General features: G+C 69.8%; 18 protein-coding genes. 9 read left to right on the top strand and 9 right to left on the bottom strand.

The window, feature by feature from the left end; all coding sequences use genetic code 11:
• Positions 1-6: 6 nt before the first annotated feature.
• Positions 7-2,421: an Rne/Rng family ribonuclease gene (locus tag QRN44_RS11350; protein ID WP_285039176.1), complete on the bottom strand. Its 2,415-nt coding sequence runs from the start codon at positions 2,419-2,421 to the stop codon at positions 7-9.
• 312 nt (positions 2,422-2,733) lie between these two features.
• On the opposite strand from QRN44_RS11350, the gene QRN44_RS11355 reads away from it, so the two are divergent.
• Positions 2,734-3,333 carry a vitamin K epoxide reductase family protein gene (locus tag QRN44_RS11355; protein WP_064295599.1) on the top strand — a complete coding sequence of 200 codons (600 nt, stop codon included), beginning with the start codon at positions 2,734-2,736 and terminating at the stop codon, positions 3,331-3,333.
• Between the two features lie 87 nt (positions 3,334-3,420).
• Here the strand turns inward: QRN44_RS11355 and ndk are convergent, their stop codons facing one another.
• The 5 genes from ndk to QRN44_RS11380 form a co-directional block, all read right to left on the bottom strand.
• On the bottom strand, positions 3,421-3,837 hold the full coding sequence (ndk, locus tag QRN44_RS11360) for a nucleoside-diphosphate kinase (protein WP_064295600.1): 417 nt from the start codon (positions 3,835-3,837) through the stop codon (positions 3,421-3,423).
• Between the two features lie 2 nt (positions 3,838-3,839).
• Complete coding sequence (locus QRN44_RS11365) at positions 3,840-4,214, bottom strand: DUF4233 domain-containing protein (protein WP_285039177.1); 375 nt, start codon at positions 4,212-4,214, stop codon at positions 3,840-3,842.
• Positions 4,211-5,590: a bifunctional folylpolyglutamate synthase/dihydrofolate synthase gene (locus QRN44_RS11370; protein WP_121291004.1), complete on the bottom strand. Its 1,380-nt coding sequence runs from the start codon at positions 5,588-5,590 to the stop codon at positions 4,211-4,213. The genes QRN44_RS11365 and QRN44_RS11370 overlap by 4 nt, the downstream gene beginning before the upstream one ends.
• Positions 5,580-8,948, bottom strand: coding sequence for an isoleucine--tRNA ligase (gene ileS / locus QRN44_RS11375; RefSeq protein WP_121291006.1), 3,369 nt, complete (start codon positions 8,946-8,948; stop codon positions 5,580-5,582). Before ileS ends, QRN44_RS11370 begins: the two co-directional genes overlap by 11 nt.
• Before the next feature lie 239 nt (positions 8,949-9,187).
• On the bottom strand, positions 9,188-9,838 hold the full coding sequence (locus tag QRN44_RS11380; protein WP_175115987.1) for a TetR/AcrR family transcriptional regulator: 651 nt from the start codon (positions 9,836-9,838) through the stop codon (positions 9,188-9,190).
• Between the two features lie 154 nt (positions 9,839-9,992).
• On the opposite strand from QRN44_RS11380, the gene QRN44_RS11385 reads away from it, so the two are divergent.
• From QRN44_RS11385 to QRN44_RS11400, 4 genes are read left to right on the top strand one after another with little or no spacing between them, the layout of a single operon-like run.
• Positions 9,993-11,666, top strand: a complete 1,674-nt coding sequence (locus QRN44_RS11385) for an ABC transporter substrate-binding protein (protein WP_502928640.1) — start codon at positions 9,993-9,995, stop codon at positions 11,664-11,666.
• Positions 11,663-12,640, top strand: coding sequence for an ABC transporter permease (locus QRN44_RS11390; protein WP_502928641.1), 978 nt, complete (start codon positions 11,663-11,665; stop codon positions 12,638-12,640). The genes QRN44_RS11385 and QRN44_RS11390 overlap by 4 nt, the downstream gene beginning before the upstream one ends.
• Positions 12,637-13,515 (top strand): ABC transporter permease, encoded by an 879-nt coding sequence (locus tag QRN44_RS11395; protein WP_285039178.1) that lies wholly within the window; start codon positions 12,637-12,639, stop codon positions 13,513-13,515. Before QRN44_RS11390 ends, QRN44_RS11395 begins: the two co-directional genes overlap by 4 nt.
• Complete coding sequence (locus QRN44_RS11400) at positions 13,512-15,185, top strand: dipeptide ABC transporter ATP-binding protein (protein WP_285039179.1); 1,674 nt, start codon at positions 13,512-13,514, stop codon at positions 15,183-15,185. Before QRN44_RS11395 ends, QRN44_RS11400 begins: the two co-directional genes overlap by 4 nt.
• On the opposite strand, the gene QRN44_RS11405 is transcribed toward QRN44_RS11400, so the two are convergent.
• Positions 15,165-17,369 (bottom strand): acyltransferase family protein, encoded by a 2,205-nt coding sequence (locus QRN44_RS11405; RefSeq protein ID WP_285039180.1) that lies wholly within the window; start codon positions 17,367-17,369, stop codon positions 15,165-15,167. The two genes, QRN44_RS11400 and QRN44_RS11405, sit on opposite strands and share 21 nt — an antisense overlap.
• Positions 17,370-17,501: 132 nt before the next feature.
• On the opposite strand from QRN44_RS11405, the gene valS reads away from it, so the two are divergent.
• The 4 genes from valS to QRN44_RS11425 are packed head-to-tail and all read left to right on the top strand — an operon-like array spanning position 17,502 to position 22,863.
• Positions 17,502-20,099 (top strand): valine--tRNA ligase, encoded by a 2,598-nt coding sequence (gene valS, locus QRN44_RS11410; protein WP_285039181.1) that lies wholly within the window; start codon positions 17,502-17,504, stop codon positions 20,097-20,099.
• The gene (locus QRN44_RS11415; RefSeq protein ID WP_175115993.1) at positions 20,096-20,542 is read left to right on the top strand and encodes a GNAT family N-acetyltransferase; all 447 of its coding nucleotides are present in this window, start codon (positions 20,096-20,098) and stop codon (positions 20,540-20,542) included. The genes valS and QRN44_RS11415 overlap by 4 nt, the downstream gene beginning before the upstream one ends.
• Positions 20,542-20,796: a hypothetical protein gene (locus QRN44_RS11420; RefSeq protein ID WP_285039182.1), complete on the top strand. Its 255-nt coding sequence runs from the start codon at positions 20,542-20,544 to the stop codon at positions 20,794-20,796. The genes QRN44_RS11415 and QRN44_RS11420 overlap by 1 nt, the downstream gene beginning before the upstream one ends.
• A gap of 33 nt (positions 20,797-20,829) precedes the next feature.
• The gene (locus QRN44_RS11425; protein ID WP_285039183.1) at positions 20,830-22,863 is read left to right on the top strand and encodes a M3 family metallopeptidase; all 2,034 of its coding nucleotides are present in this window, start codon (positions 20,830-20,832) and stop codon (positions 22,861-22,863) included.
• A gap of 71 nt (positions 22,864-22,934) precedes the next feature.
• Here the strand turns inward: QRN44_RS11425 and clpX are convergent, their stop codons facing one another.
• A complete protein-coding gene (gene clpX / locus QRN44_RS11430; RefSeq protein ID WP_064295154.1) occupies positions 22,935-24,212 on the bottom strand; it encodes an ATP-dependent Clp protease ATP-binding subunit ClpX in 1,278 nt (425 codons plus the stop codon).
• A 111-nt stretch (positions 24,213-24,323) separates the two neighbouring features.
• Complete coding sequence (locus QRN44_RS11435) at positions 24,324-24,992, bottom strand: ATP-dependent Clp protease proteolytic subunit (protein ID WP_071260849.1); 669 nt, start codon at positions 24,990-24,992, stop codon at positions 24,324-24,326.
• Between the last annotated feature and the right edge of the window lie 14 nt (positions 24,993-25,006).

Raw genomic sequence — 25,006 nt, forward strand, 5'->3', positions numbered from 1 at the left:
ACCGGACTATTCGGCCTGACGCTGCGCGCCGTCCGAACCGACGGCCTGTCCGCCCGCGAGCGAGGCGGTCGACACCCTGCGGCTCCGGCCGCGACCCTGACCCGGCTGCTTCGGCTCGGGGAGCGCGTCGAGGACGGACTCGAGCAGGTGCTCGGGGTCCGCGACGGCCGCGCGACGCGGCTTGTCGGCGACCGGCGCGATCGGCAGGTCGAGCAAGGCCAGCGTCGGGGCCGCGGATTCGCTCGGCGCCTCGGTGGAGCGTTCCTCCGAAGAACCCCGGCGGGACCCGTCACCGCCACGACGACGCGGTTCGCGCTTCTCGCGCCGGCTCCGACGACCGTCGTGCGCCCCGGACTGTTCCTCCGGTGACGTCGTGGGCTCGTCCGCGACCGACTCCTCGGAGCCCTGCGCCTCGGTGTGCTGCGACTGCGTGTGCTGTGCTTCGGCCACGACGGCGTCGGCCACGGCCTCGGCGGCGGCGAGCTCCTCGTGGTGCAGCGTGCGCGCAGCGATCAGGGCGAGCGCGTTCTTCGCGTCGTCGGTGATCCCGTGCGTCTGTCCGGCCGGCTTCTGCTGGGCGCCCTGGCCGTTCGAGGACGGCTGGCCGCCCTGGGACCCGCCCTTGCCGCGCCGGCGCTGCTGCTCCGGCTGCGGCGTCTGGCGGTGCTTCACGACGGGGTCGTGGTGCACGACGACGCCGCGTCCGGCGCAGACCTCGCAGGGCTCGCTGAACGTCTCGAGCAGGCCGAGGCCGAGCTTCTTGCGCGTCATCTGCACGAGACCGAGCGAGGTGACCTCGGCGACCTGGTGCTTCGTGCGGTCGCGGCTGAGGCACTCCACGAGGCGGCGCAGCACGAGGTCGCGGTTCGACTCGAGCACCATGTCGATGAAGTCGACGACGATGATCCCGCCGATGTCGCGCAGCCGCAGCTGACGCACGACCTCCTCAGCGGCCTCGAGGTTGTTCTTGGTGACCGTCTCCTCGAGGTTGCCGCCGGAACCGACGAATTTCCCCGTGTTGACGTCGACGACCGTCATGGCCTCGGTGCGGTCGATCACGAGGGATCCGCCGGACGGCAGCCAGACCTTGCGGTCGAGCGCCTTCTCGATCTGCTCGGCGATGCGGTAGTCGACGAAGGAGTCGCCCGTGCCGTCGTACGGCTCGACACGCTCGAGCAGGTCGGGGGCGACGCCGCGCAGGTAGCTCTGGATGTCCTGCAGCGCGTCCGAGCCCTGGATGACGAGCTTGTGGAAGTCCTCGTTGAAGACGTCGCGGATGATCTTGATGAGCAGGTCGGGCTCGCTGTGCAGCAGGGCCGGCGACTGGACCGTCTCGATCTGACGGGAGATCTCCGACCACTGCGACTTCAGCCGCGTGACGTCGAGCGTGAGCTGCTCCTCGGTCGCTCCCTCGGCGGCCGTGCGGACGATGACGCCGACGTTCTCCGGAAGGACCTCCTTGAGGATCTTCTTCAGGCGGGCGCGTTCAGTGTCGGGCAGCTTGCGCGAGATGCCGTTCATCGAGCCGTTCGGCACGTAAACGAGGTACCGACCGGGCAGCGAGACCTGACTCGTCAGGCGCGCGCCCTTGTGTCCGACCGGGTCCTTCGTGACCTGGACGAGGACCTTGTCGCCGCCCTTGAGCGCGAGCTCGATCCGGCGGGGCTGGTTGCCCGTCTCCACGGAGTCCCAGTCGACCTCGCCGGAGTAGAGCACCGCGTTGCGTCCGCGACCGATGTCGACGAACGCCGCCTCCATGCTGGGCAGGACGTTCTGCACGCGGCCGAGGTAGACGTTGCCGATGAGCGACGCCTCCTGGCTCCTGGCGACGTAGTGCTCCACGAGCACGCCGTCCTCCAGCACGCCGATCTGCGTCTTGCCGTTCTTGGAGCGGACAACCATGACACGGTCGACCGACTCGCGGCGGGCGAGGAACTCGGCCTCGGTGACGACCGGACGACGACGACCGGCGTCGCGTCCGTCACGGCGACGCTGCTTCTTGGCCTCGAGCCTCGTCGAGCCGCGCACCTTCTGCGGTTCGGTGATGAGTTCCGGCTCACGCGGCGTGCGGACCTTGACCACGTTGCGGGTGTCGGGGCGCGAGTCGCCACCCCGCTCGCCCTGCTCCGGTCCGTCCTCGCCGGCACGACGACGCGTGCGACGCCTCGACGAGCTGAGCTCCGCCTCGAGCGGTTCGTCGTCGCGGTGGACGATCGGCGGCAGGTCGGGTGCCTGGAACAGCAGCATGGTGGTCGGTGGACGCACCGGTGCCGCAGGTGCCGACTGCTCGTCGGGCCCGGCCGCCTGGGCGTCCGTCTCGGTGCTGGTCGACTCGTCCGCCGTCTCGGGCGTCGTGAGGTGATGGTCGGTCGGTTCGTGCTCGGTCCCCGGCGTGGCCGGATCCTCGGTGTGCTCTTTCACCATTCCTGGTGTACTCCCCTATGCCGGGTCGGTGGCCGCGCCACCCTCCGGTTCTTCGTCTCGTGCGTGCGGCCGCGGGTGCAGCCGTTCGCAAATCCTGTGTGATCGCTGGCTCTCGGAGCTCTCACGATCGTGCCGGCACGTGCCGGCGGGTCCTGGGCTCTCATTGCCCAACAAGCCTGTTGTGTCGTGCGGTCGAGCGCGGCTCGGGCACCACCCCACGATTATCGCACGAACAGGGCCGACGGTCCTGAGTACGGACCACCCGGGCATGTCCCGCCGCCGTTCAGGCGGGCGTGCGAGAATCAGGGCGTGTCAACTCCGGTCATCGACGCGCGCCCCAGGGGCCTCGCGATCTTCCTCATCGTCGCAGGCGTCATCGGGTGGATCGCGGCGTTCGCACTCACCCTCGACAAGTTCCAGCTCCTGCAGGATCCGAACGCCCAGCTCGGCTGCAATCTGAGCATCCTCGTGCAGTGCGGGGTCAACCTGAACTCCTGGCAGGGTGCCATCCTCGGGTTCCCGAATCCGATCATCGGCCTCGCCGCCTGGATCGCCCCGATCGCCGTCGGCGTCGCCGTCCTCGCCGGTGCGCAGTTCGCGCGGTGGTTCTGGATCGCCTTCAACATCGGGTTCCTCGGCGCACTGGGATTCGTCATCTGGCTGATCTCGCAGAGCATCTTCGTCCTCGGCACGCTGTGCCCGTGGTGCATGGTCACCTGGTCGGTGACGATCCCCTCGTTCATCGCGGTGACCGCGTTCACCCTGCGGAACGGCATCATCCCGGCGTCCCCCGCCGTCCGCCGCGTCGCCGGGGTCGTGTCCTCGTGGATCGTGGTGGTGACGCTCGGGTGCTACCTCGTCGTGGCGGTCATCGCCCAGCTCCGCCTCGACGTCCTGTCCTACCTGTAGCCGGTGGCGGCCCGAACGGCCGCCTGACGCACACGACGAAGCCCGCCCCGGAATCGGAGGCGGGCTTCGTCGTGCGGAGTCGGTGCGTCAGGCGAACCAGAGCGCGAGCTCCCGGGAGGCGGACTCGGGGCTGTCCGAACCGTGCACGAGGTTCTGCTGGACCTTGAGGCCCCAGTCGCGGCCGAAGTCGCCGCGGATGGTCCCGGGCGCGGCGGTCGTCGGGTCGGTCGTGCCGGCGAGCGAGCGGAATCCCTCGATGACGCGGTTGCCGGCGACGCGGATCGCGACGACGGGACCGCTCAGCATGAACTCGACGAGGGGCTCGTAGAACGGCTTGCCCTCGTGCTCGGCGTAGTGGGCGGCCAGCAGCTCGCGGTCCGGCTCGACCATGCGCAGGTCCACGAGCGAATAGCCCTTCGCCTCGATCCGACGGAGGATCTCGCCGGTCAGGTTGCGTGCGACGCCGTCGGGCTTCACGAGTACCAGGGTTTCTTCAACAGCCACGGTCAATCCTTCGCTTCTCGGTAGAGCGCCTGCTGACGCTCGATCTTGTCGCCTTGGACCATCGCATAGGTCCAGACGGCTGCGGCCATCCCGCCGACGAGGAACATCATCGGCACGACCAGGCCGGTAGCCACGATAGCGGCTTGCACCGCCCAGCCCAGCCAATACCCCCAGCGGAATCGCAGGAGCGGGATCGTCGCGACGATGATCAGGCACAGCACCGCTCCGCCGATCAACGCGACCGGGGCCGGGAGGGCCTTCAGCCCGAAGATGACGAGCGCGCCGAGGAACATGACGATCATCTCGAAGCCGAGGATGATCGATCCGAGGGTCTGCTTGATACTCCGTGGAGCCCGGCTCCGTGCCATGCCGCTCATGCGGTCGCCTTCCATTCCCGGTCGTCGGCGACCTCGATCGCCTCGCCCACGAGGGTGATCGAGCCGGTGATCACCACCAGCCGGCGCGGCGCCTCCTCGGCCCAGCGCCGTGCGTCCTCCGCGGCCTCGTCGAGCGTGTCGGCGAAGGTCGACGCCGGCAGGTCGAGCGACGCGGCGAGGCGAGAGAGCTCCTCGGCTGGGATCGCCCGCTCCGACTCCGACTGGGTGAAGAAGAAGCCGGATGCGGCGGGCGCCAGGGTCGTCAGGATGCCGGCGGCGTCCTTGTCCTGGAGGATGCCGACCACGAAGGCGATCTCGTCGACGTCGAAGTAGCTGCCGAGTGCGGCGACCAGGGACGCGGCGCCGTGCGGGTTGTGCGCCGCGTCGACGAGCACGGTCGGTTCGGTGCCGATCAGCTGCAGACGCCCCGGGGAGGCGACCTCGGTGAGGCCCTCCGCGAGGACGTCCTCCGCGATCGGCTGGGTCGCTCCGCCGAGGAACGCCTCGACCGCGGCGATCGCGAGCGTCGCGTTCCGTCCCTGGTGGTCCCCGTAGAGCGGGAGGTACAGCTCCGGGTAGGTGCCGGCGCGTCCTCGGACGGTGATGAGCTGTCCGCCCACCGCCACGGCGTCCTGCACGAGCGCGAACTCCTCACCCTCGAACACGGCCGGGTCGTCGACCGCCGCGGCGGCGTCGACGATCGCCTGACGCGCGTCGGGGTGCTGGGCGGCCGAGACCACCTGCGCTCCGGGCTTGATGATGCCGGCCTTGGTGCGCGCGATCTCGGCGATCGTCTTGCCGAGCCGCTGCACGTGGTCGAGGTCGATAGGCGTGAAGACGGCGACCTCGGCATCGGCGGCGTTCGTCGAGTCCCAGGCACCGCCCATCCCCACCTCGACGACGGCGACGTCGACGGGGGCGTCGCCGAAGCAGGCGAAGCCCAGGACGGTGAGCGCTTCGAAGAAGGTCAGTGCGGGCTCACCGGCCGCCGTGAGTTCGGCGTCGACCATCGCGAGATACGGCTTGATGTCGTCCCAGTTCCTGGCGACGGCCTCGTCCGAGATCCGCTCGCCGTCGATCCCGATGCGCTCGGTGAACCGGACGAGGTGCGGACTCGTGAAGAGACCGGTGCGGAGCCCGTGGGCGCGGAGGATGCTCTCGATCATGCGCGCCGTGCTCGTCTTGCCGTTCGTCCCGGCGATCTGGATGATCGCGAAGGACGACTCCGGGTTGCCGAGGAGCTCGAGCGCCCGTTTGGTGGCCCCGAGACGCGGCTGCGGCTGGGCCTCCCCCAGCCGTTCGAGGAGCTCGCGGTACACGGCATCGGCGGCATCGGCCGCGGACAGCTCGTCTCCGGGGATCAGGTCATCGGACATGGGCGGTCTCCTCTGCACGCGCGACGGTCACGGTGAAGGCTCCGGCGTTGCCGAACTTCCCGGCAGCGAACGACTGGGCGAAGCCCGACGCCCCAGCCTGCGCCTCGTCGTCGGACCAGGTCAGGGACGTCGCCAGGGTGTCGCCGGCGAGGTCGACCACGTCGAGGGCGCTGCGCACCGCACGTTCGTCGGTGTCGTCCTCGAATCGGAGGTGCAGCCGGATCCGGTCGCTCACCTGCAGGTCCGCCGCCTTCCGGGTGTCCTGCACGGCGCGGATGACGTCGCGGGCGAGTCCCTCCGCTTCGAGTTCGGGCGTCAGCGTGGTCTCGAGCAGGGCGAATCCACCCGAGGGCAGGAGCGCGAGTGCGACACCACCGGCGGCGCCCGAGGAGGCCTCCATGACGAGTTCGTACTCACCGTCGACGAGCTCGATGCCGCCGGCCGTGACCGTGCCGTCGACCTCCGACCAGTCGCCGCTCCGAGCGCCCTTGATCGCCTGCTGCACCGTCTTGCCGAGGCGCGGACCCGCCGCGCGGGCGTTGATCGAGAGGCGCGAGGTGACACCGAACTCGGTACCGCTGGTGTCGGTCAGCTCGGCGAAGGAGACGGCCTTGAGGTTGAGTTCCTCTCGGAGGATCGCCTCGAACGGTGCGAGCGACGCGGGGTCGGGTGTGACCACCGTGAGCGATGCCAGGGGCAACCGGACACGGAGACCGGCCTGCTTGCGGAGGGCGAGGGTGACGCCGGAGACCTCGCGGACCCGGTCCATCGCCTCGACGAGTGCCGCGTCCTCCGGGAACGCCTCGGGCTCCGGCCAGTCGGTGAGGTGCACGCTGCGGTCGCCCGTCAGGCCGGTCCAGACCTGCTCCGTGATGAGCGGCAGGAGCGGAGCGGCGACCCGGCAGTACGTCTCGAGGACGGTGTAGAGCGTGTCGAAGGCGTCGCGGTCGAAGGCGCCACCGTCGGTCGACCAGAAGCGGTCGCGGGAGCGACGGACGTACCAGTTGGTCAGGACGTCCGCGAAGTCCCGCAGCGAGGCCGCTGCGAGGGTCGCGTCGAACGCCTCGAGGTGGTCGGTCACGGTGACGACGAGCTCACGCGTCTTGGCGAGGATGTAGCGGTCGAGGACGTCGGTGGAGTCCGTGCGCCACACGGCGTCGTAGCCACCAGGCACCGCCGTGTTGGCGTACAGCGAGAAGAAGTACCAGGTGTTCCACAACGGCAGCATCACCTGTCGGACGCCCTCACGGATGCCTTCCTCCGTGACGACGAGGTTGCCGCCGCGCAGCACCGAGCTCGACATGAGGAACCAGCGCATGGCGTCGGAACCGTCGCGGTCGAAGACCTCGTTGACGTCCGGGTAGTTGCGCAGCGACTTCGACATCTTCTGGCCGTCGCTGCCGAGGACGATGCCGTGGCTCACGACGCTCGTGAACGCCGGCCGGTCGAACAGCGCGGTCGACAGCACGTGCAGAAGGTAGAACCACCCGCGCGTCTGGCCGATGTACTCGACGATGAAGTCCGCCGGGCTGTGCGAGTCGAACCACTCGCGGTTCTCGAACGGGTAGTGCACCTGGGCGAACGGCATCGATCCGGAGTCGAACCAGACGTCGAGGACGTCGGTGATGCGGCGCATCGTCGACCGGCCGGTGGGGTCGTCGGGATTCGGCCGCGTGAGCTCGTCGATGTACGGGCGGTGCAGATCGGTCGGGCGCACGCCGAAGTCGGCCTCGAGTTCGTCCAGCGAGCCGTACACGTCGATGCGCGGGTAGGCCGGGTCGTCGCTCTTCCACACCGGGATCGGCGAACCCCAGTACCGGTTGCGGCTGATCGACCAGTCGCGGGCACCCGCGAGCCACTTGCCGAACTGTCCGTCCTTGACGTTCTCCGGGACCCAGGTGATCTCCTGGTTGAGTTCCTCCATGCGGTCGCGGAACTCGGGCACGCGCACGAACCAGCTCGACACCGCCTTGTAGATGAGCGGCTGCTTGCAGCGCCAGCAGTGCGGGTAGGAGTGCTCGTAGCTCGCCTGACGCAGGAGGCGGCCCTGTGCCTTCAACAGCTGGGTGAGCGGCTTGTTGGCGTCGAAGACCTGGAGACCGGCGACGTCGGACACTTCCGGGAGGAACTTCCCGCCGTCGTCGACGGAGACGATCACCGGGATACCGGCGGCCTCGCACACCTTCTGGTCCTCCTCACCGTAGGCGGGGGCCTGATGCACGATACCCGTGCCGTCCTCGGTCGACACGTAGTCGGCGACGAGGATGCGCCAGGCCTGCTCCATGCCCCACTCGGCGTCGGCGTAGTAGTCCCAGAGGCGGTCGTAGGAGACGCCTTCGAGCTCGCGCCCGACGACCGTCCGGGAGACGGCGGCCTGCGCCTCGGCCGCGGAGTCGTAGCCGAGGTCCTTCGCGTAGTTGCCGAGCAGCGCCGAGGCGATGAGGTACTCGCCGCCGAGTACCTCGGTGTCGGCGTGGGCGGAGCCCTCCTCGCGGAGCACCGTTGCGTCGGGGGTGCCGTTCGGGCCGGCCGGGACGACCGCGTACTCGATGTCGGGCCCGACGGCGAGCGCGGCGTTCGTCGGCAGGGTCCAGGGCGTGGTCGTCCAGGCGAGCGCGCGGACGGCGGTCAGGCCGAGGCTCTCGGCCTTCGGACCGACCAGCGGGAAGGTGACCGTGACGGTCTGGTCCTGGCGGGAACGGTAGACGTCGTCGTCCATCCGCAGCTCGTGGTTGGAGAGCGGCGTCTGGTCGCGCCAGCAGTAGGGCAGCACCCGGTAGCCCTCGTAGGCGAGGCCCTTGTCGTGGAGCTGCTTGAAGGCCCAGATGACCGACTCCATGTAGGTCACGTCGAGGGTCTTGTAGTCGTGCTCGAAGTCGACCCAGCGCGCCTGGCGTGTCACGTAGTCCTGCCACTCCTCCGTGTAGCGGAGGACGGAGTCACGTGCGACCTGGTTGAACGCGGCGAGCCCCATCTCGTCGATCTGGCGCTTGTCGGTGATGCCGAGCTGGCGCTCCGCCTCGAGCTCGGCGGGGAGGCCGTGGGTGTCCCAGCCGAACCGGCGGTGCACCTGCTTGCCGCGCATCGTCTGGAATCGGGGGAAGAGGTCCTTGGCGTAGCCCGTGAGGAGGTGACCGTAGTGCGGGAGACCGTTCGCGAAGGGTGGGCCGTCGTAGAACACCCATTCCGGAGCGCCCTCGCGCTGGTCGATGGAGGCCTGGAAGGTGCCGTCGGCGGCCCAACGGGCGAGCACCCCCTCCTCGATCGAGGGGAAGCTGGGCGACGGCGTCACGCCGAACGCCGCGCCGTTCGACGCCGACTCGGTTGGGGTCGGTTCCTGGGACTTCGGGTAGCTCATCGTTCTCCTGGCAGGTCTCGTGGGTCCTGCGAGGACGCCGGCGTTGCCGACGCGGTACCACCCCGCTTGCCGCTCCACTGGAACGGCCGCTCTGCATCGGCTGTGACGGGCCTGACCCGCTCGGTTCTACTGGGCTCCCGCTGAGCGGTCGCTGTTCTGCCGAGGACTCCCCGGTGATGTCCGGATCGATGTCGATGGTCCAATCGTACAGCCTGCGGAGCGGCTCCGCGGAGGGTCGGCTACGAGGAACTCGGCTCGTCGATCCGGGCGAGGGCGCGGCCGTACCCGTCCACCACCGGAGCGATCGCGCGGCGGAGGTAGTCGCCGAGCTCGCCCCGGCCGACGCCTGCAGCCGCCCAGGCCCCGGCGCCGGCGACGATAGCGCCGGCGAGCGCCGCTGCGGCGGACCGGATCGTCAGCTCGTCGGCGCGGACGGCGAGGCGCGCGAGCGAGACCCGGAGCACGGCTTGGAGACGCAGGAGCCGTTCGAGGCCGGACGCCTGCAGCTCCCAGGCGGTGTCCATCAGTTCGATCTGCGTCAGCGCCCAGGGCACGGCGCCGTTCGAGCGCTCCTCGGCGATGCCCAGGAGGGCGGCCTGCAGTGACGGCATGGCGTCGGCGACATCCGTCGCGGGGGTTTCCCCGCCTGCGGCGAGCGCCCGTTCGAGTCCGGCGAGTGCGGCGTCGACGTCGACCCAGAGGACGTCGCTCTTGGAGCCGAAGTAGTTGAAGAAGGTGTTGCGGCTGACTCCGGCGCGGCTCGCGATCTGGTCGACGGTGGTGCCGGGGTATCCCTGTTCGAGGAAGAGTTCGGCGGCCGCCTCCTCGAGGACGCGTCGGGAGGATCGTCGGGGTCTACCGACGGCGTTCCGTGCCGGTGGTCGTGACATGGGGGCTCCTTCCGCCGCCTGTGAGCCTAGCCGTCGTGCGAGGGGTCGGGGCGTGGTGCTGAGGCTCTATGCTGGTTCCGAGACGGCGTCCAATAATTCGTCCGACGCCGCCACCGGGCCCTCAGCACCCGGTCGATCGTCTTCTGGAGTCCCTGTGCCCGCATCCCCCTCCCCTGCCCGTCGGCGCCTCGCGTCCTCGCGTCGTCCGTTGCGTATCGCCGCGGCGCTCGTTCCGCTCGCGGTGCTGCTCGCGGCGTGTGCACCGGGGACGCCGGCCGCGTCGAGCACGCCGAAGGCCGGTGGGACCCTCGTGTACGCCAGCGGGGACGCCGAGCCCACGTGTCTCGATCCGCATGTCGGCGGCAACTACCCACAGGCCCTGTTGAGTGCGCAGTTCCTTGAGCCGCTCGTCTCGCGAGACGCCAAGGGCGAGATCATCCCGTGGCTCGCCGAGTCCTGGACGACGTCGGAGGACGGTCTGACCTGGGAGTTCACCCTGCGGTCGGACGTGACGTTCACCGACGGCACCCCGTTCGACGCGGCGGCGGTCAAGGCGAACATCGAGCACCTGCAGGACCCGGCGACGAAGTCGTCCACGGGTTACCTCGCGGTGGGCAAGGTCGCGTCGGTCGAGGCGGTCGACACCACGACGGCCCGGTTCACGCTCTCCGCTCCCGACAGCGCGCTCCTGGAGTCGTTGTCGCAGCCGTGGACGGCGATGGAGTCCCCGACGGGGATCGCCCGCGGTGAAGCGGCGAACTGCGACGCTCCGGTCGGTACCGGGCCGTTCGTCGTCGACGAGTGGGTGAAGCAGGACCACGTCTCGCTCGTCCGGAACGACGCCTACGACTCGGCACCGGGTGATGCCGCGAACGACGGTCCGGCGTACCTCGACGGCATCACGTGGCGCTTCATCCCCGACTCCGCGTCGCGCTTCGCGGCGCTGCAGAGCGGCGACGTCGACATCATCGACAACGCGCAGCCCGACACGATCGCGCAGGCGAAGGACTCGAAGACGATCGTCGACCTGGACGCACCACGTCCCGGTGCCTCGAACCGCATCGAGTTCAACGCGGGACAGGCGCCGTTCGACGACCAGCGCGTGCGTGAGGCCTTCGTGCGGTCGACGGACGTGAACGCCGGCATCGAGTCCCTGTTCTTCGGCACGGCGAAGCGCTCCTACTCCCCGCTGTCGAGTGCGGAGGCGACCGCCTACTCCGACGAGAGCCTGTTCGGCTACGACCTCGATGCGGCCAACAAGCTCCTGGACGAGGCCGGCTGGACCGAGAAGGACGAGGACGGCGTCCGGACGAAGGACGGCGTCCGGCTGACCGTGCGCTTCCCGGTCAGCACGAACCAGTCGATTCCGGCCGAGCAGTCGCTCTTCGAGCAGATCCAGGCCGGAGCCGGTGACGCCGGCTTCGACGTGCAGCTGGAGCTGCTCGACCTCTCGAGCTGGTACGAGGCGCTCGGCTCCAACGCCTACGAGGCCGTCAGCGCTCCGTACACGAAGGTGGGACCGGACGTGCTCCGGGTTCTCTACGACTCCTCGGGCATCGTCCCGGCGCCGAGCGGCTACTTCGCGAACCACGCCCAGCTGGACGACCCCGCGCTCGACGAGATCCTGAAGCAGGCGAGCGACACCCTCGATCCCGAGGAGCGGGCGTTCCTCTACGAGCAGGCGCAGCAGATCATCCTCGACGGCTACTACATCCTGCCGCTCTACGACCAGCAGAACCACTTCCTGCTGAGCACCTCGCTGCAGGGCGTCCGCGCGCTGCCGACGGTGTCGACGCCGGTCTTCGGGGACGCCTGGCTCGTGGAGTGAGCTCCATCGGCCGCTCGGGACGCGACCTCCGCCGCCTGGCCGGGCGGGTCGGGGCGCGTCTGGCCGGTGCGGTGTTCGTGCTCTGGGCGGTCGCGACGGTCACCTTCTTCGCCGTCCGGCTGATCCCCGGCGATCCGGCGCAGGCCTATCTCGGTGGCCCCGGCTCCCAGGCCTCGGCGGAAGCGCTCGAGCGGGTGCGCGAGCAGTACGGCCTGGACCAGCCGCTCCTCGTGCAGTACCTGGCGCAACTGGTCCGACTGGTCCAGGGGGATCTCGGCGAGTCGGCGTCCCTCCGCACGCCGGTCGCCCAGGTGCTCGGCGAACAGCTCGGCGGCACGCTGGTGCTGGCGACGGCGTCGCTCGCCGTCGCCTGGCTCCTGGCGCTCGGCCTCGCGGTCTGGTCGACCCGGGGTGGGCGGGTGTCCGCGGCCCTCGGATCGGCCGTCGAGCTCGTGGCGGCGTCGCTCCCCCAGTTCTGGCTCGCGACCGTCCTCATCACACTCTTCAGCACCTGGCTCGGATGGCTCCCTCCGGTGAGCACGGGTGATGCGGTCGGTCTCATCCTCCCGGTGCTGACCCTGGCCATCCCGGTCGCCGGGTTCCTGGCCCAGGTGATGCGGGAACCGTTGCTCGACGCAGGGAGCGCACCGTTCGCCGTCTCGGCGGCCGCCCGTGGTGAATCGACCACCGGCCTCCTGCTGAGGCACGGCCTACGCCACGCCGCCGTGCCCGCGGTGAACCTGTCGGGATGGGCCTTCGGGTACCTCATCAGCGGCGCGGTGGTGGTGGAGACCATCTTCGCCCGGCCCGGTCTCGGACGGACACTGCTCCAAGCGGTGACCGTCCGTGATGTCCCGGTGGTCACCGGCGTGGTGTTGAGCTCGGCGGTGGCCTACGTCGTCGTCATGTTCGTCGCGGACCTCGCGGCGGAGCTGCTCGACCCACGCGACCGGATCCGGCGGTCCGGTTCATGAGCGGGCTCGCGATCACCCCGACATCCGGAAACCCCGACGCCCGGGTCCGCCGCGGACGGCGCCGGTCGTCGGGATTCGGCGCTCCAGAGATCGTCGCGGCCGTGGTGGTGCTGTTCCTGCTCGGCTGTGCCCTCGCCCCCCAGCTGTTCGCGACAGCGTCACCGACGGCGGTCGACCCGCGGGCCGCGTTCTCGCCGCCCTCCCTCACCCATTGGTTCGGCACGGACGAGTCCGGTCGCGACGTCTGGAGCCGGGTCGTGCACGGTGCGGGGACCTCACTCCTCATCGGCGTCGCCGCGACGGCCATCGGACTGATCCTCGGAGCGGTCCTCGCGACGATCGCCGCAGTCGGCGGCCGGATCGCGGACTTCGCCGTGGGACGCGTCCTCGAGGTGCTCTTCGCGTTCCCCGGCCTGTTGCTCGCGCTCCTCGTGATCGTCATCGCGGGGCCCGGTCCGGTCACGGCGACGATCGCGGTCGGCCTGTCGACGGCGCCGGGCTACGCGCGCCTCATCCGCGGTCAACTGCTCCAGGTCCGCTCCTCCGACTTCGTCGAGGCCGCGCGAGTGCTCGGGCACGGGCCGGCCCGGATCCTGTTCCGACACATCCTCCCGAACGCCGTCGCCCCGCTGTTCGTCCTGGCGACCCTCGGCATCGGACAGGCGGTCGTCTGGGCGTCCGCCCTGAGCTACCTCGGGCTCGGGGCGCAACCACCCGCGCCGGAGTGGGGTGCCATGCTCGCCGCAGCACGCACCTACCTCGCGACGGCGTGGTGGCTCACGGCGTTCCCGGGTCTGATGATCGTCGCGACCGCCCTGTCCACGACGGTCCTCGGCCGGGGTCTCCAGCGCCGATCTCGGGGGGACGGCCGATGAGCGACTCCACTCCACTACTCCAGGTGGAAGCACTGACGGTCGGATTCGGCAGCGGGGACGACGTCGTCTCCGGCGTCTCCTTCCACGTCGAGCGCGGCACCTGCGTCGCGATCGTCGGCGAGTCGGGCTCCGGCAAGAGCGTGACCGCCAGATCGCTCCTGGGCCTCGCCGGCACATCGGCGCGGGTGACGGCCGCTCGACTCGACTTCGACGGCACCGATCTCCGCGGACTCGGAGCATCGGCCTGGCGACGCCTGCGCGGGCGTCGCATCGGACTCGTCCTCCAGGACGCGCTGGTGTCGCTCGACCCCCTGCGACCGATCGGCCGCGAGATCGACGACGCACTCCGACTCGGCACCGACCTCGACCGGACCGCCCGCACCCGGCGGGTGCTCGAACTCCTCGAATCCGTCGGCATGCCCGACCCGGCTTCGCGCATCGGCCAACGTTCCGGTGAACTCTCCGGCGGACTCCGTCAGCGCGCGCTCATCGCATCGGCGATCGCACTGGAACCAGACCTCCTCATCGCCGACGAACCGACGACCGCGCTCGACGTCACCGTCCAAGCACGTGTCATCGGCCTCCTCGACGACGTCAAGCGGCGCGGGGCGGGCCTCCTCCTGATCAGCCACGACCTCGCCGTCGTCTCGTCGATCGCCGACCACCTCGTCGTGATGCAGCATGGTGTCGTCGTCGAGCAGGGGCCGGCCGAGCAGGTGCTGACCAGGCCGACACACCCGTACACCCGAGCCCTCATCGACGCGGTCCCCACCGACCGCGCTCGAGGGACGCGCCTGAGCGCAGACCAGCCGGTCGACGCGGCCCCGGTGGCCGAACACCCGGTGACGGCCACCCGCCCGACGACGCGGGCCGGATCGGACGCACCCGCGCTGGAGTTCCGATCCGTCACGCGGAGCTTCGAACGCGGCCGCGGCGCCTCGGCGATCGTCGCGGTCGACGACGTCTCGCTCCGCCTGGACCCAGGGACGACCCTGGGCGTGGTCGGCGAGTCAGGTTCGGGCAAGACCACCCTCGCCCGCATCGCACTCGGCCTCACCGCACCGCAGTCGGGAACCGTGCTCTTCGAGGGCGAACCGTGGTCGGAGCTCCCCGAGCGAGCGCGTCGTCCACGACGGAACCGTCTGGGCTGGGTCTCGCAGGATCCGCTGAGCTCGTTCGACCCACGCTGGCGCGTCGACGCCATCCTCGCCGACGCCGTTCGTGGACGCGCGGCAGCACCTCGCGACATCAGCCGTCTCCTCGCGGACGTCGGCCTCGATCCCTCGCTGGCCCGCGCTCGCCCGCGGACGCTCTCCGGCGGGCAACGGCAACGCGTGGCGATCGCCCGGGCACTCGCGAGTCGACCGTCGACGCTCATCCTCGACGAACCCGTCTCCGCGCTCGACGTCACCGTCCAGGCCAGGATCCTGGACCTCCTCGACGAGCTGCAGCGACGCCACGGCCTCAGCTACCTGCTGATCTCCCACGACCTCGGCGTCATCCGCCACATGAGCGACCGCGTCGCCGTGATGCAGCACGGCCGGGTGGTCGAGCATGGCGACGCCGAGCAGGTCTTCACCGCGCCGGCCCACCCCTACACCGCCCGACTGGCAGCCGACGCTCCGCGCCTCATCGCGCCGGGTGCGGCATCAGGGAGCGACGCGGTCTGAGTCCGGCGTCGGGATCCGGTCGAGCACCGCCTGGACGACGGGCGCGAGGGTCTCGGCGTACACCCAGCTCAGGTGGTGGTGATCGCGGTACGCGAGGACACCGCCGACCACCGGCGAGCACCGATCGGACGCGCACAGGGCGTCCGAGAGGTCGACGGCACGGACCCGTGGGTCGGTGCTCGCGAGGGCGGCCTCGTACTGCGGATCCTCCGTGAGCGCGTCGCTCCGGTCACGGGCGCACCCGTCCTCCGGATCAGCGTCGTCGCGGACGCACTCCAGCACGTCGCCCGCCATCGTCGGGGTGTCGCGCAGGACGACGATCTGCTCGATCGTCTCGGGCACGAGCGCCCAGCGCTCCGCATAGGCTTCCGCAGCCACCTCCCGCCAGTCGCGTCCCCCCTCGGCGACGACCGGGTTCCGGGCGCGCGCCGAGACGACGAGCGTGTCGATCCCCGGCTCGTCCCGCAGCAGTTCGAGGGCGTCGCGGTTCCAGCTCAGGCACCCGGCGCGCATCTCGGCGAGCACCGCCGCGCTCGTCCCGGGCTCCGTGCGCTCGGCGTCGCTGAACGGGCAGGAGCTCTTCGCCGCGACGAGGAGCCGCCACCCGTTCGTCTCGGCAGCCGTCGCGAACGCCGGCAACCACTGCTCGGCGTGCGAGTCCCCGATGAGCGCCACCGTCCTCGTCGCCTGCTCCGCGCCGGCGCCGTAAGCGCAGACCTCGAACGCGGCGGCTCGGATGTCGGTGATGCAGCGGTCCGGCGGCAGGTCGGCGAGCGACGCGTCGGGAATGACGACCCCGCGGGTCTCATCCCCGGGAGACGCCGAGGAACCGCCGCGCGAGGTCTCGCCACCGGAGCCTTCCCTGCCGTCCGATGACGCTCCGTCGTCCCGCGGACACGCTGCAGTTTCGACGAGCTCCGCGGCACCGAGGCAGTTCGACGGCGTTGCGACCAGGGTCTCGATGCGCTGCTGTTCGGCCGCGATGCGCGCCTCGGCACCGGGGAGCACCCCGATCGAGGCGATCGACAGGACGCTCATCGCGAGGGCGGTCGCGCCCATGACCCGTCGTGGCCGCCAAGATGCGACACGCCCGAACCGGATCGGGCGCTCCACGAACCGCGTCGTCACCTCCGCGAGGACGCCGGTGATGACGAGGAGGACGAGCTGCTCGGGGACGGTGGCCGACCGAGCGAGCACGATCCCGCCGAACACGATGAGGGGCCAGTGCCAGAGGTAGACCGCGTAGGAGCGGTCGCCGAGCCACTGGATCGGCGACCGGGCGAGCAGTGCGGTCGGCGACCACCGGACGTCCGGGGCCCAGGCCGCCATCACGGCGATCGTCCCGCCCACCGGCAGCGCCGCGGTCAACGCCGGGAAGGCGGTCTCCGCCGAATACCAGACGGCAGCCGCCCCAATCGCGGCGAAGCCGAGCCAGGCGACGACCGTGCGCCCACCCGCCCGCAGCCCCCAGCCGCGCCGGGCCCCCTCGGCGACCATGATCGCCGTCAGTCCGCCGGCGGCGAACTCCCAGGCCCTCGTCGTCGTCGCGAAGTAGGCCGGAGACGGGTCCTGCACGGTGAAGACGACCGACCAGGCGGCCGACGCGATGCAGACGAGTCCGATCGCGATCGCGACGCCCCGGCGCCGCACCGTCGGCGCAGCCGAGCGACGGGCGACCCGCACGGCAAGCCAGCCGGCGCCGAGGACCAGGATCGGCCAGACGAGGTAGAACTGCTCCTCGACCGACAGCGACCAGAAGTGCTGCACCGGCGACGGAGCGTCCTCCGCCGCGAGGTAGTCGATCGCGGATCCGGCGAGCGCCCAGTTCTCGATGTACAGGGCCGACCACGCGATCTCGCGCAGGAACCGGGGCAGGTCCCCGAGCGGCGCGAGGTACCAGCTCGCGACGAGGGTCGCGGTGAGGACGGTGAGTGAGGCGGGGAGCAGCCGTCGTGCGCGCCGGGCCCAGAACCGCCCGAGTCGGACCGAACCGGATCGCTCGACCTCGTCGAGGAGGTGCGCCGTGATGAGGAACCCGGAGATCGCGAAGAACACGTCGACGCCGACGAACCCGCCAGGTATGAGCCCCGGCGAGAGATGGAACACCACGACGAGCGAGACCGCCACGGCACGAAGGCCCTGGAGGTCGGCTCTGACGGGTCCGGTGACGGCTCTGGTCGACACGGTCCGATGCTATCGGCGGAGGATGGCGGTCGGCGGTCCGGCGACCTCCCGGTCCCCTGCGATAGCATGGGATGTTCCCACACACTCAGGCACGCAGACACGGTGCCGCACATATCAGCAGGAGATCGCCTCATGACCGCTGCCAGCATCCCGGACAAGCCGGCCCTCGAAGGTCTCGAGCAGAAGTGGGGCTCCTCCTGGGAGTCCGCGGGGACCTACCGGTTCGAGCGCGACGGCGCCACGCGTGAGTGCATCTACTCGATCGACACCCCGCCGCCGACCGCTTCCGGCTCCCTGCACATCGGTCACGTCTTCAGCTACACGCACACCGACGTGATCGCCCGCTACCAGCGGATGACCGGCAAGCGCGTCTTCTACCCCATGGGCTGGGACGACAACGGTCTCCCGACCGAACGCCGCGTCCAGAACTACTACGGCGTCCGGTGCGACCCGACACTCCCCTACGACGCCGACTTCACCCCGCCGTTCGAGGGTGGCGACAACAAGAGCACGAAGGCCGCCGATCAGATCCCGATCTCGCGTCGCAACTTCATCGAGCTGTGCGAGCGCCTCACCGTCGAGGACGAGCAGCAGTTCGAGGCCGTCTGGCGTGCGCTCGGCCTCTCCGTGGACTGGACGCAGAGCTACCGCACCATCGGCGACGAGTCGATCACGGCGAGCCAGCTCGCGTTCCTGCGCAACCTGGACCGCGGCGAGGCCTACCAGGCCATGGCGCCGACCCTCTGGGACATTACCTTCCGCACGGCGGTCGCCCAGGCGGAGCTCGAGGACAAGGAGCAGCCGGGCACCTACCGTCGGCTCTCCTTCCACCGCCCGGACGGCGGCACGATCGAGATCGAGACCACACGGCCGGAGCTCCTCCCCGCCTGCGTCGCCCTCGTCGCCCACCCCGACGACGAGCGCTTCAAGCCGCTGTTCGGCACGACCGTGACCACGCCGGTGTTCGGCGTCGAGGTACCCGTGCTCGCCCACCACCTCGCCCAGCCCGACAAGGGCGCCGGCATCGCGATGGTGTGCACCTTCGGTGACATCACCGACATCGTGTGGTGGCGCGAACTCGACCTCCCCAACCGCGCGATCCTCGGCTTCGACGGCCGCGTCATCTCGGAGGCCCCTGAGGCGATCACCTCCGAAGCCGGTCTCGAGGCGTACGCGCAGCTCGCCGGGAAGACCGTCTTCAGCGCCAAGCAGACCGTCGTCGACCTCCTCGCAGCCTCGGGCGACCTGATCGGCGAGCCGAAGCAGATCACCCACCCGGTGAAGTTCTTCGAGAAGGGCGACAAGCCGCTCGAGATCGTCTCGACCCGCCAGTGGTACATCCGCAACGGCGCCCGCGACGAACAGCTCCGCAGCCGCCTCCTCGAACTCGGCTCGGAGCTCGAGTGGCACCCCGACTTCATGCGCGTGCGCTACGAGAACTGGGTCGGTGGTCTGTCGGGCGACTGGCTGATCTCCCGCCAGCGCTTCTTCGGTGTGCCGATCCCCCTCTGGTACCCGCTCGACGCCGACGGCAACCCGGTCTACGACCAGCCGATCGCGCCGGACCACGCCGCTCTGCCCGTCGATCCCTCCAGCGATGCCGCACCCGGTTACGACGAGTCGCAGCGCGGCGTCCCCGGTGGGTTCATGGGCGAGGTCGACGTCATGGACACCTGGGCCACGTCGAGCCTCACCCCGCAGCTCGCCGGCGGCTGGGAGCGCGACCCCGAACTCTGGGATCTCGTGTTCCCGTACTCGCTGCGCCCGCAGGGTCAGGACATCATCCGCACCTGGCTGTTCTCCACCATGCTCCGCAGCGTCCTCGAGTACGACCGGAAGCCGTGGGAGCACGCCTCCGTGTCCGGCTTCATCGTCGACCCCGACCGCAAGAAGATGTCGAAGTCGAAGGGCAACGTCGTCACGCCGGCGGCCATGCTCGAACAGCACGGTTCGGACGCCGTCCGGTACTGGGCGGCCTCGAGCCGTCTCGGCACCGACGCCGCCTTCGACCCGCAGAACCCGACGCAGATCAAGATCGGCCGACGCCTGGCGATCAAGGTGCTCAACGCCTCGAAGTTCATCCTCGGGTTCACCGGTCGTGAAGACGCCCCGGTGACGGAGGCCGTCGACCTCGCCATGCTGAGCGTCCTCCGCAAGACCGTCGCCGACGCCAGCAGTGCGCTGGCCGGTTACGACCACGCGCGCGCGCTCGAGCTCACCGAGGCGTTCTTCTGGACCTTCTGCGACGACTACCTCGAGCTCGTCAAGGAGCGGGCCTACGGCGAGGAGAGCCCTGAGCAGGCTTCGGCGGTGGCTGCGCTGCGGATCGCGCTCTCGACCCTGCTCCGCCTGTTCGCCCCGTTCATCCCGTTCGCGGCCGAGGAAGCCTGGTCCTGGACGCACGACGGCTCCGTGCACCGTGCCAGCTGGCCGACCGACGAGGAGTTCGCAGGACTCGCAGCGGGCGAACCGCAGGTGCTGCAGCTCTCGAGCGAGGCGCTCACGGGCATCCGGCGCGCGAAGACGGATGCCAAGGCGTCCCAGAAGACCCCGGTGGACTCCGCGGTCATCGCCGGACCCGCCGCATCGATCGAGCTGCTCGCGCTCGTCGCCGACGACCTCCGCGCCGTCGGACGCATCGAGTCCCTCGAGTTCCGCACCGCCGACGTCCTGTCGGTCGGCGACATCGTCTTCGCCCCGGCGGCCGACCCCGAGGAGGCACGCGCATGAGCGTCACCATCCGTCCCGCCGTCGAGAGCGACCTGTTCGCGTGGCACGCGCTGTACTCCGGCTACGGGGACTTCTACGGCAACCCCCTGACCGACGAGAAAGCCGTCCTCGTGTGGGGCTGGCTCAGCGACCCGACCCACCCGTTGACCGCGCTCGTCGCGGAGGACGCACAGGGCGCCCTCGTCGGCCTCGCCCACTATCGGGTGTTCCCCCGTGCCCTCGCCGGTGGGACCGGGCTCTACCTCGACGACCTCTTCGTCGCCGAGGAGGCCCGCACCGGAGGAGTCGGGACCGCGCTGATCGAGCACGTCCGCGACCTCGCGAAGGCGGACGGCCACAGCGTCGTGCGGTGGATCACCGCCGCCGACAACGAGCGCGCCCAGGCCGTGTACGACAAGCTGGCGACCCGCACGAGCTGGGTCACCTACGACCTGGAGCCGTGATGCAACTCGGGACCCGCTGGGCCGTCGGCGCCAAGCCACCGGAGAACGTGCCGACGCCGGTGCGGACGGCCATCGCCGCCGAGGAGCAGGAGTTGCTCGCGCAGGGCGTGGACGCATCCTCGTGGCGTTGGACCCTCACCTGGCTCGAACGCCGACCCGTCGTCGAGCTCGACGACGGCACGACCATCCGTCAGCACGCGGACGGCTCCGTCAGCCTCACCCGGCCGGACGACGACCACGACGACGAGGACTGAGCCTCCTCCCCGACGCGCTGGATAGGGTGAGGTATGGAATCACACACGAATCCGTTCCTCCAGCCGAGCACACTCCCCTATCAGCTGCCGCCGTTCGGCGAGATCCGCGAGGAGCACTTCCGCCCCGCATTCACAGCCGGGTTCGCGCAGCAACTCGACGAGATCGCGGCGATCACCGCGCAGGACGACGCGCCGACCTTCGAAAACACTCTGATCCCGCTCGAACGGAGCGGCGCGATCCTCAGGCGGGTCGCAGCGGTCTTCTTCAATCAGAGTTCGGCGGACAGCTCCACGTTCACCAATGCACTCGAGGAGGAGCTCGCTCCGCAGCTGGCCGCCCACGAGGACGCGATCAGGCTCGACCCCGCGCTGCACGCGCGGATCGCGGCGGTCCACGCGAATCTCGACGACCTCCAGCTGTCGGCCGAGGCGGCCTACCTGGTCCGACGCGTGTACAGCGAACACACGCTCGCGGGCGCCGGTCTCGACGCCGAGGAGAAGCAGCGGCTCTCCGACCTCAATCTCCGCCTCTCGACGCTGACCACCCGGTTCGAGAAGCAGCTCCTGGCCGACACCAACGACCTCGCCGTCCACCTCTCCGATGCCGCTGAGCTCGACGGCCTGAGTGCGGGCGAGATCTCCGCTGCGGCCCAGGCGGCCGCCGAACGAGGTCTCGACGGATGGCTCATCACCCTCGTCCTCCCGACCGGTCATCCGGCGCTGTCGTCGTTGACGCACCGCGGCGTCCGCGAGCGGATCATGACGGCCTCCCGTGCCCGCGGCACGCACGGCGGACCGAACGACAACCGTGACCTCGTGCTCGAGATCACCCGCCTCCGAGCCGAGCGCGCCGCGCTCCTGGGGTTCCCGTCGCACGCGGCGGTGATCACCGCGGACCAGACCGCGGGGACACCGGAGGCCGTCGCAGCGCTCCTCTCCCGTCTGGCGATCCCCGCCGCCCGCAACGCGGATCGGGAACAGCGCGAGCTCGAGCGGGTCACCGGCCTCGAGACCGTCGAGGCATGGGACTGGCCGTTCGCGACCGAACAGGTCAGGATCGACCGGTTCGACGTCGACACCAGCGTGATGCGCCCCTACTTCGAAGCGGAGCGGGTCCTGTTCGACGGGGTGTTCGCCGCAGCGACCAAGCTCTACGGCATCACCTTCGCCGAACGGACCGACCTCCAGGGCTACCACCCCGACGTCCGTGTCTTCGAGGTCTGGAACGAGGACGGCTCCGGCCTCGGCCTGTACCTCCTCGACCTGTACACCCGCGACAGCAAGCGCGGCGGCGCCTGGATGAACGCGCTCATCTCCCAGAACCGCCTGCTCGACCAGCCCACCGTCGTGGTCAACAACCTGAACGTCCCAAAGCCGGCCCAGGGCGAACCCACCCTGCTGAGCCTCGACGAGGTCACGACCTTCTTCCACGAGTTCGGCCACGCGCTGCACGGTCTCTTCGCGGAGGTCGAGTACCCGCGATTCTCCGGTACGAACGTCTTCCGGGACTTCGTCGAGTTCCCGAGCCAGGTGAACGAGATGTGGATGCTGTGGCCCGAGGTGCTCGCCGGCTACGCCAGGCACGTCGAGACCGGTGAGCCGATGCCGCAGGAACTGGTGGCGAAGCTCCAGGCGTCCGAGGGGTTCAACGAGGGCTTCTCGACGAGCGAGTACCTCGCCGCGGCGATGCTCGACCAGGCGTGGCACAGCATCGGTGCGGATGACCGCGTCGACGATGTGGAGGCCTTCGAGGCGGCGGCGCTCCGATCCTCCGGACTCGACAATCCGGCCGTCCCGCCCCGCTACGCGAGCACGTATTTCGCCCACACCTTCTCGGGTGGATACGACGCCGGCTACTACTCCTACATCTGGAGCGAGGTGCTCGACGCCGACACCGTCGACTGGTTCACGGAGAACGGCGGACTGACGAGGGAGAACGGCGACCGCTTCCGCACCAGGCTCCTCGGGGTCGGCGGTTCGAAGGATCCGCTGGAGGCCTACCGCGACTTCCGTGGGCGCGACGCGGTCATCGAGCCGCTCCTCCGACGCCGCGGGCTCGAGGACTGAACGACGAAGCCCGCCGCAGCTACTCCGGAGGATCCGGGCGCTGCGGCGGGCTGTTCGCCGCTGGGTGTCGTCTAGGCCGACTTCTCCTGGCGGCGAGCCGCACGAGGGACGATCGTCGGGGCCGCGTTCTCGACGACGGACTCCCGGGTGATGACCACGCGAGCGACCTCGTCGGTGGAGGGCACCTCGAACATGATCGGCCCGAGCACCTCTTCCATGATGGCTCGGAGTCCTCGGGCACCGGTCTTGCGGAGGACGGCGAGGTCGGCGATCGCTTCGAGTGCCGCCTGGTCGAACTCCAGCTCGACGCCGTCGATCTCGAACATGCGCTGGTACTGACGCACGAGCGCGTTCTTCGGGACCGTGAGGATCTCCATGAGCGCATGCTGGTCGAGCGGTGTGACCGTCGTGACGACCGGCAGGCGACCGATGAACTCGGGGATGAGACCGAACTTATGGAGGTCTTCCGGCAGGACCTCGCCGAAGAGGTTCACGTCGTCGCCCTTGCTGTGCAGAGGTGCACCGAAACCGATGCCCTTCTTGCCCGCGCGGGAGGAGATGATCTCCTCCAGCCCGGCGAAGGCGCCTGCCACGATGAACAGGACGTTCGTCGTGTCGATCTGGATGAACTCCTGGTGCGGGTGCTTCCGGCCGCCCTGCGGGGGTACCGAGGCGACGGTGCCCTCGAGGATCTTGAGGAGCGCCTGCTGGACGCCCTCACCGGAGACGTCGCGCGTGATGGAGGGGTTCTCCGCCTTCCGGGCGATCTTGTCGACCTCGTCGATGTAGATGATCCCGGTCTCCGCGCGCTTGACGTCGTAGTCGGCGGCCTGGATGAGCTTGAGGAGGATGTTCTCGACGTCCTCGCCGACGTAGCCGGCCTCGGTCAGTGCAGTCGCATCGGCGACGGCGAAGGGGACGTTGAGTCGCTTCGCGAGGGTCTGCGCGAGATAGGTCTTGCCGCAGCCCGTCGGGCCGATGAGGAGGATGTTGCTCTTCGCGATCTCGATGTCGTCGTGCACCGTCTCGGCGGGAGCGAGCGTGGCGCGGGAGCGGACGCGCTTGTAGTGGTTGTACACCGCGACCGAGAGCGCCTTCTTCGCGGCCTCCTGGCCGATGACGTACTCCTCGAGGAAGGCGAAGATCTCCTTCGGCTTCGGGAGGTCGAACTCGCTCACCGTCTCCTCGCTCGCTTCGGCGAGTCGCTCGGCGATGATCTCGTTGCACAACTCGACGCACTCGTCGCAGATGTACACGCCGGGACCAGCGATCAGCTGCTGGACCTGCTTCTGGCTCTTGCCGCAGAACGAGCACTTGAGCAGATCGGCGCTTTCGCCTATCCGTGCCATGTCTTTCCCTCTCCCTGGAGATTCGGTGCTCCGAGCCTAACCTGTCCCTGCGACAACTCGGCGCGCCACCCCGCTGGGATGACGCGCCGAGTCGTGAGCACGGGAACCGGGTCAGGCCGTGATGGCCGCGATCGGGTTCTTCCGTGAGGTGAGCACCTGGTCGATGAGACCGTACTCGAGCGCCTCGGCGGCCGAGAGGATCTTGTCGCGGTCGATGTCCTTGTTGACCTGCTCCACCGAACGGTTGGAGTGGTGGGCCAGGGTCGACTCGAGCCAGCCGCGCATGCGGAGGATCTCGGCCGCCTGGATCTCGATGTCCGAAGCCTGCCCGTGGCCGGCCTCGCCGACGGCGGGCTGGTGGATCAGGATGCGGGCGTTCGGGAGCGCCAGGCGCTTACCCGGCGTACCGGCGGCGGTGAGCACGGCAGCGGCAGAGGCCGCCTGTCCGAGGACCACCGTCATGACGTGCGGACGGATGTACTGCATCGTGTCGTAGATCGCCGTCATCGCGGTGAACGAGCCACCGGGCGAGTTGATGTACATGACGATGTCGCGGTCGGGGTCCATGCTCTCGAGCACGAGCAGCTGGGCCATGATGTCGTCGGCCGACGCGTCGTCGACCTGCACGCCGAGGAAGATGATGCGGTCCTCGAAGAGCTTCGCGTACGGGTCCTGGCGCTTGTAGCCGTAGGCCGTGCGCTCTTCGAAGCTCGGGAGGATGTAGCGAGCACCCGGCATCTGCAGCGAGCGGCCCGCCGCACTGAACGTTGGAGTCTCCATGTGTTGCATTCCTG

The organism is Plantibacter sp. lyk4-40-MEA-4, from assembly GCF_030209415.1.
Lineage (GTDB): Bacteria > Actinomycetota > Actinomycetes > Actinomycetales > Microbacteriaceae > Plantibacter > Plantibacter flavus_A.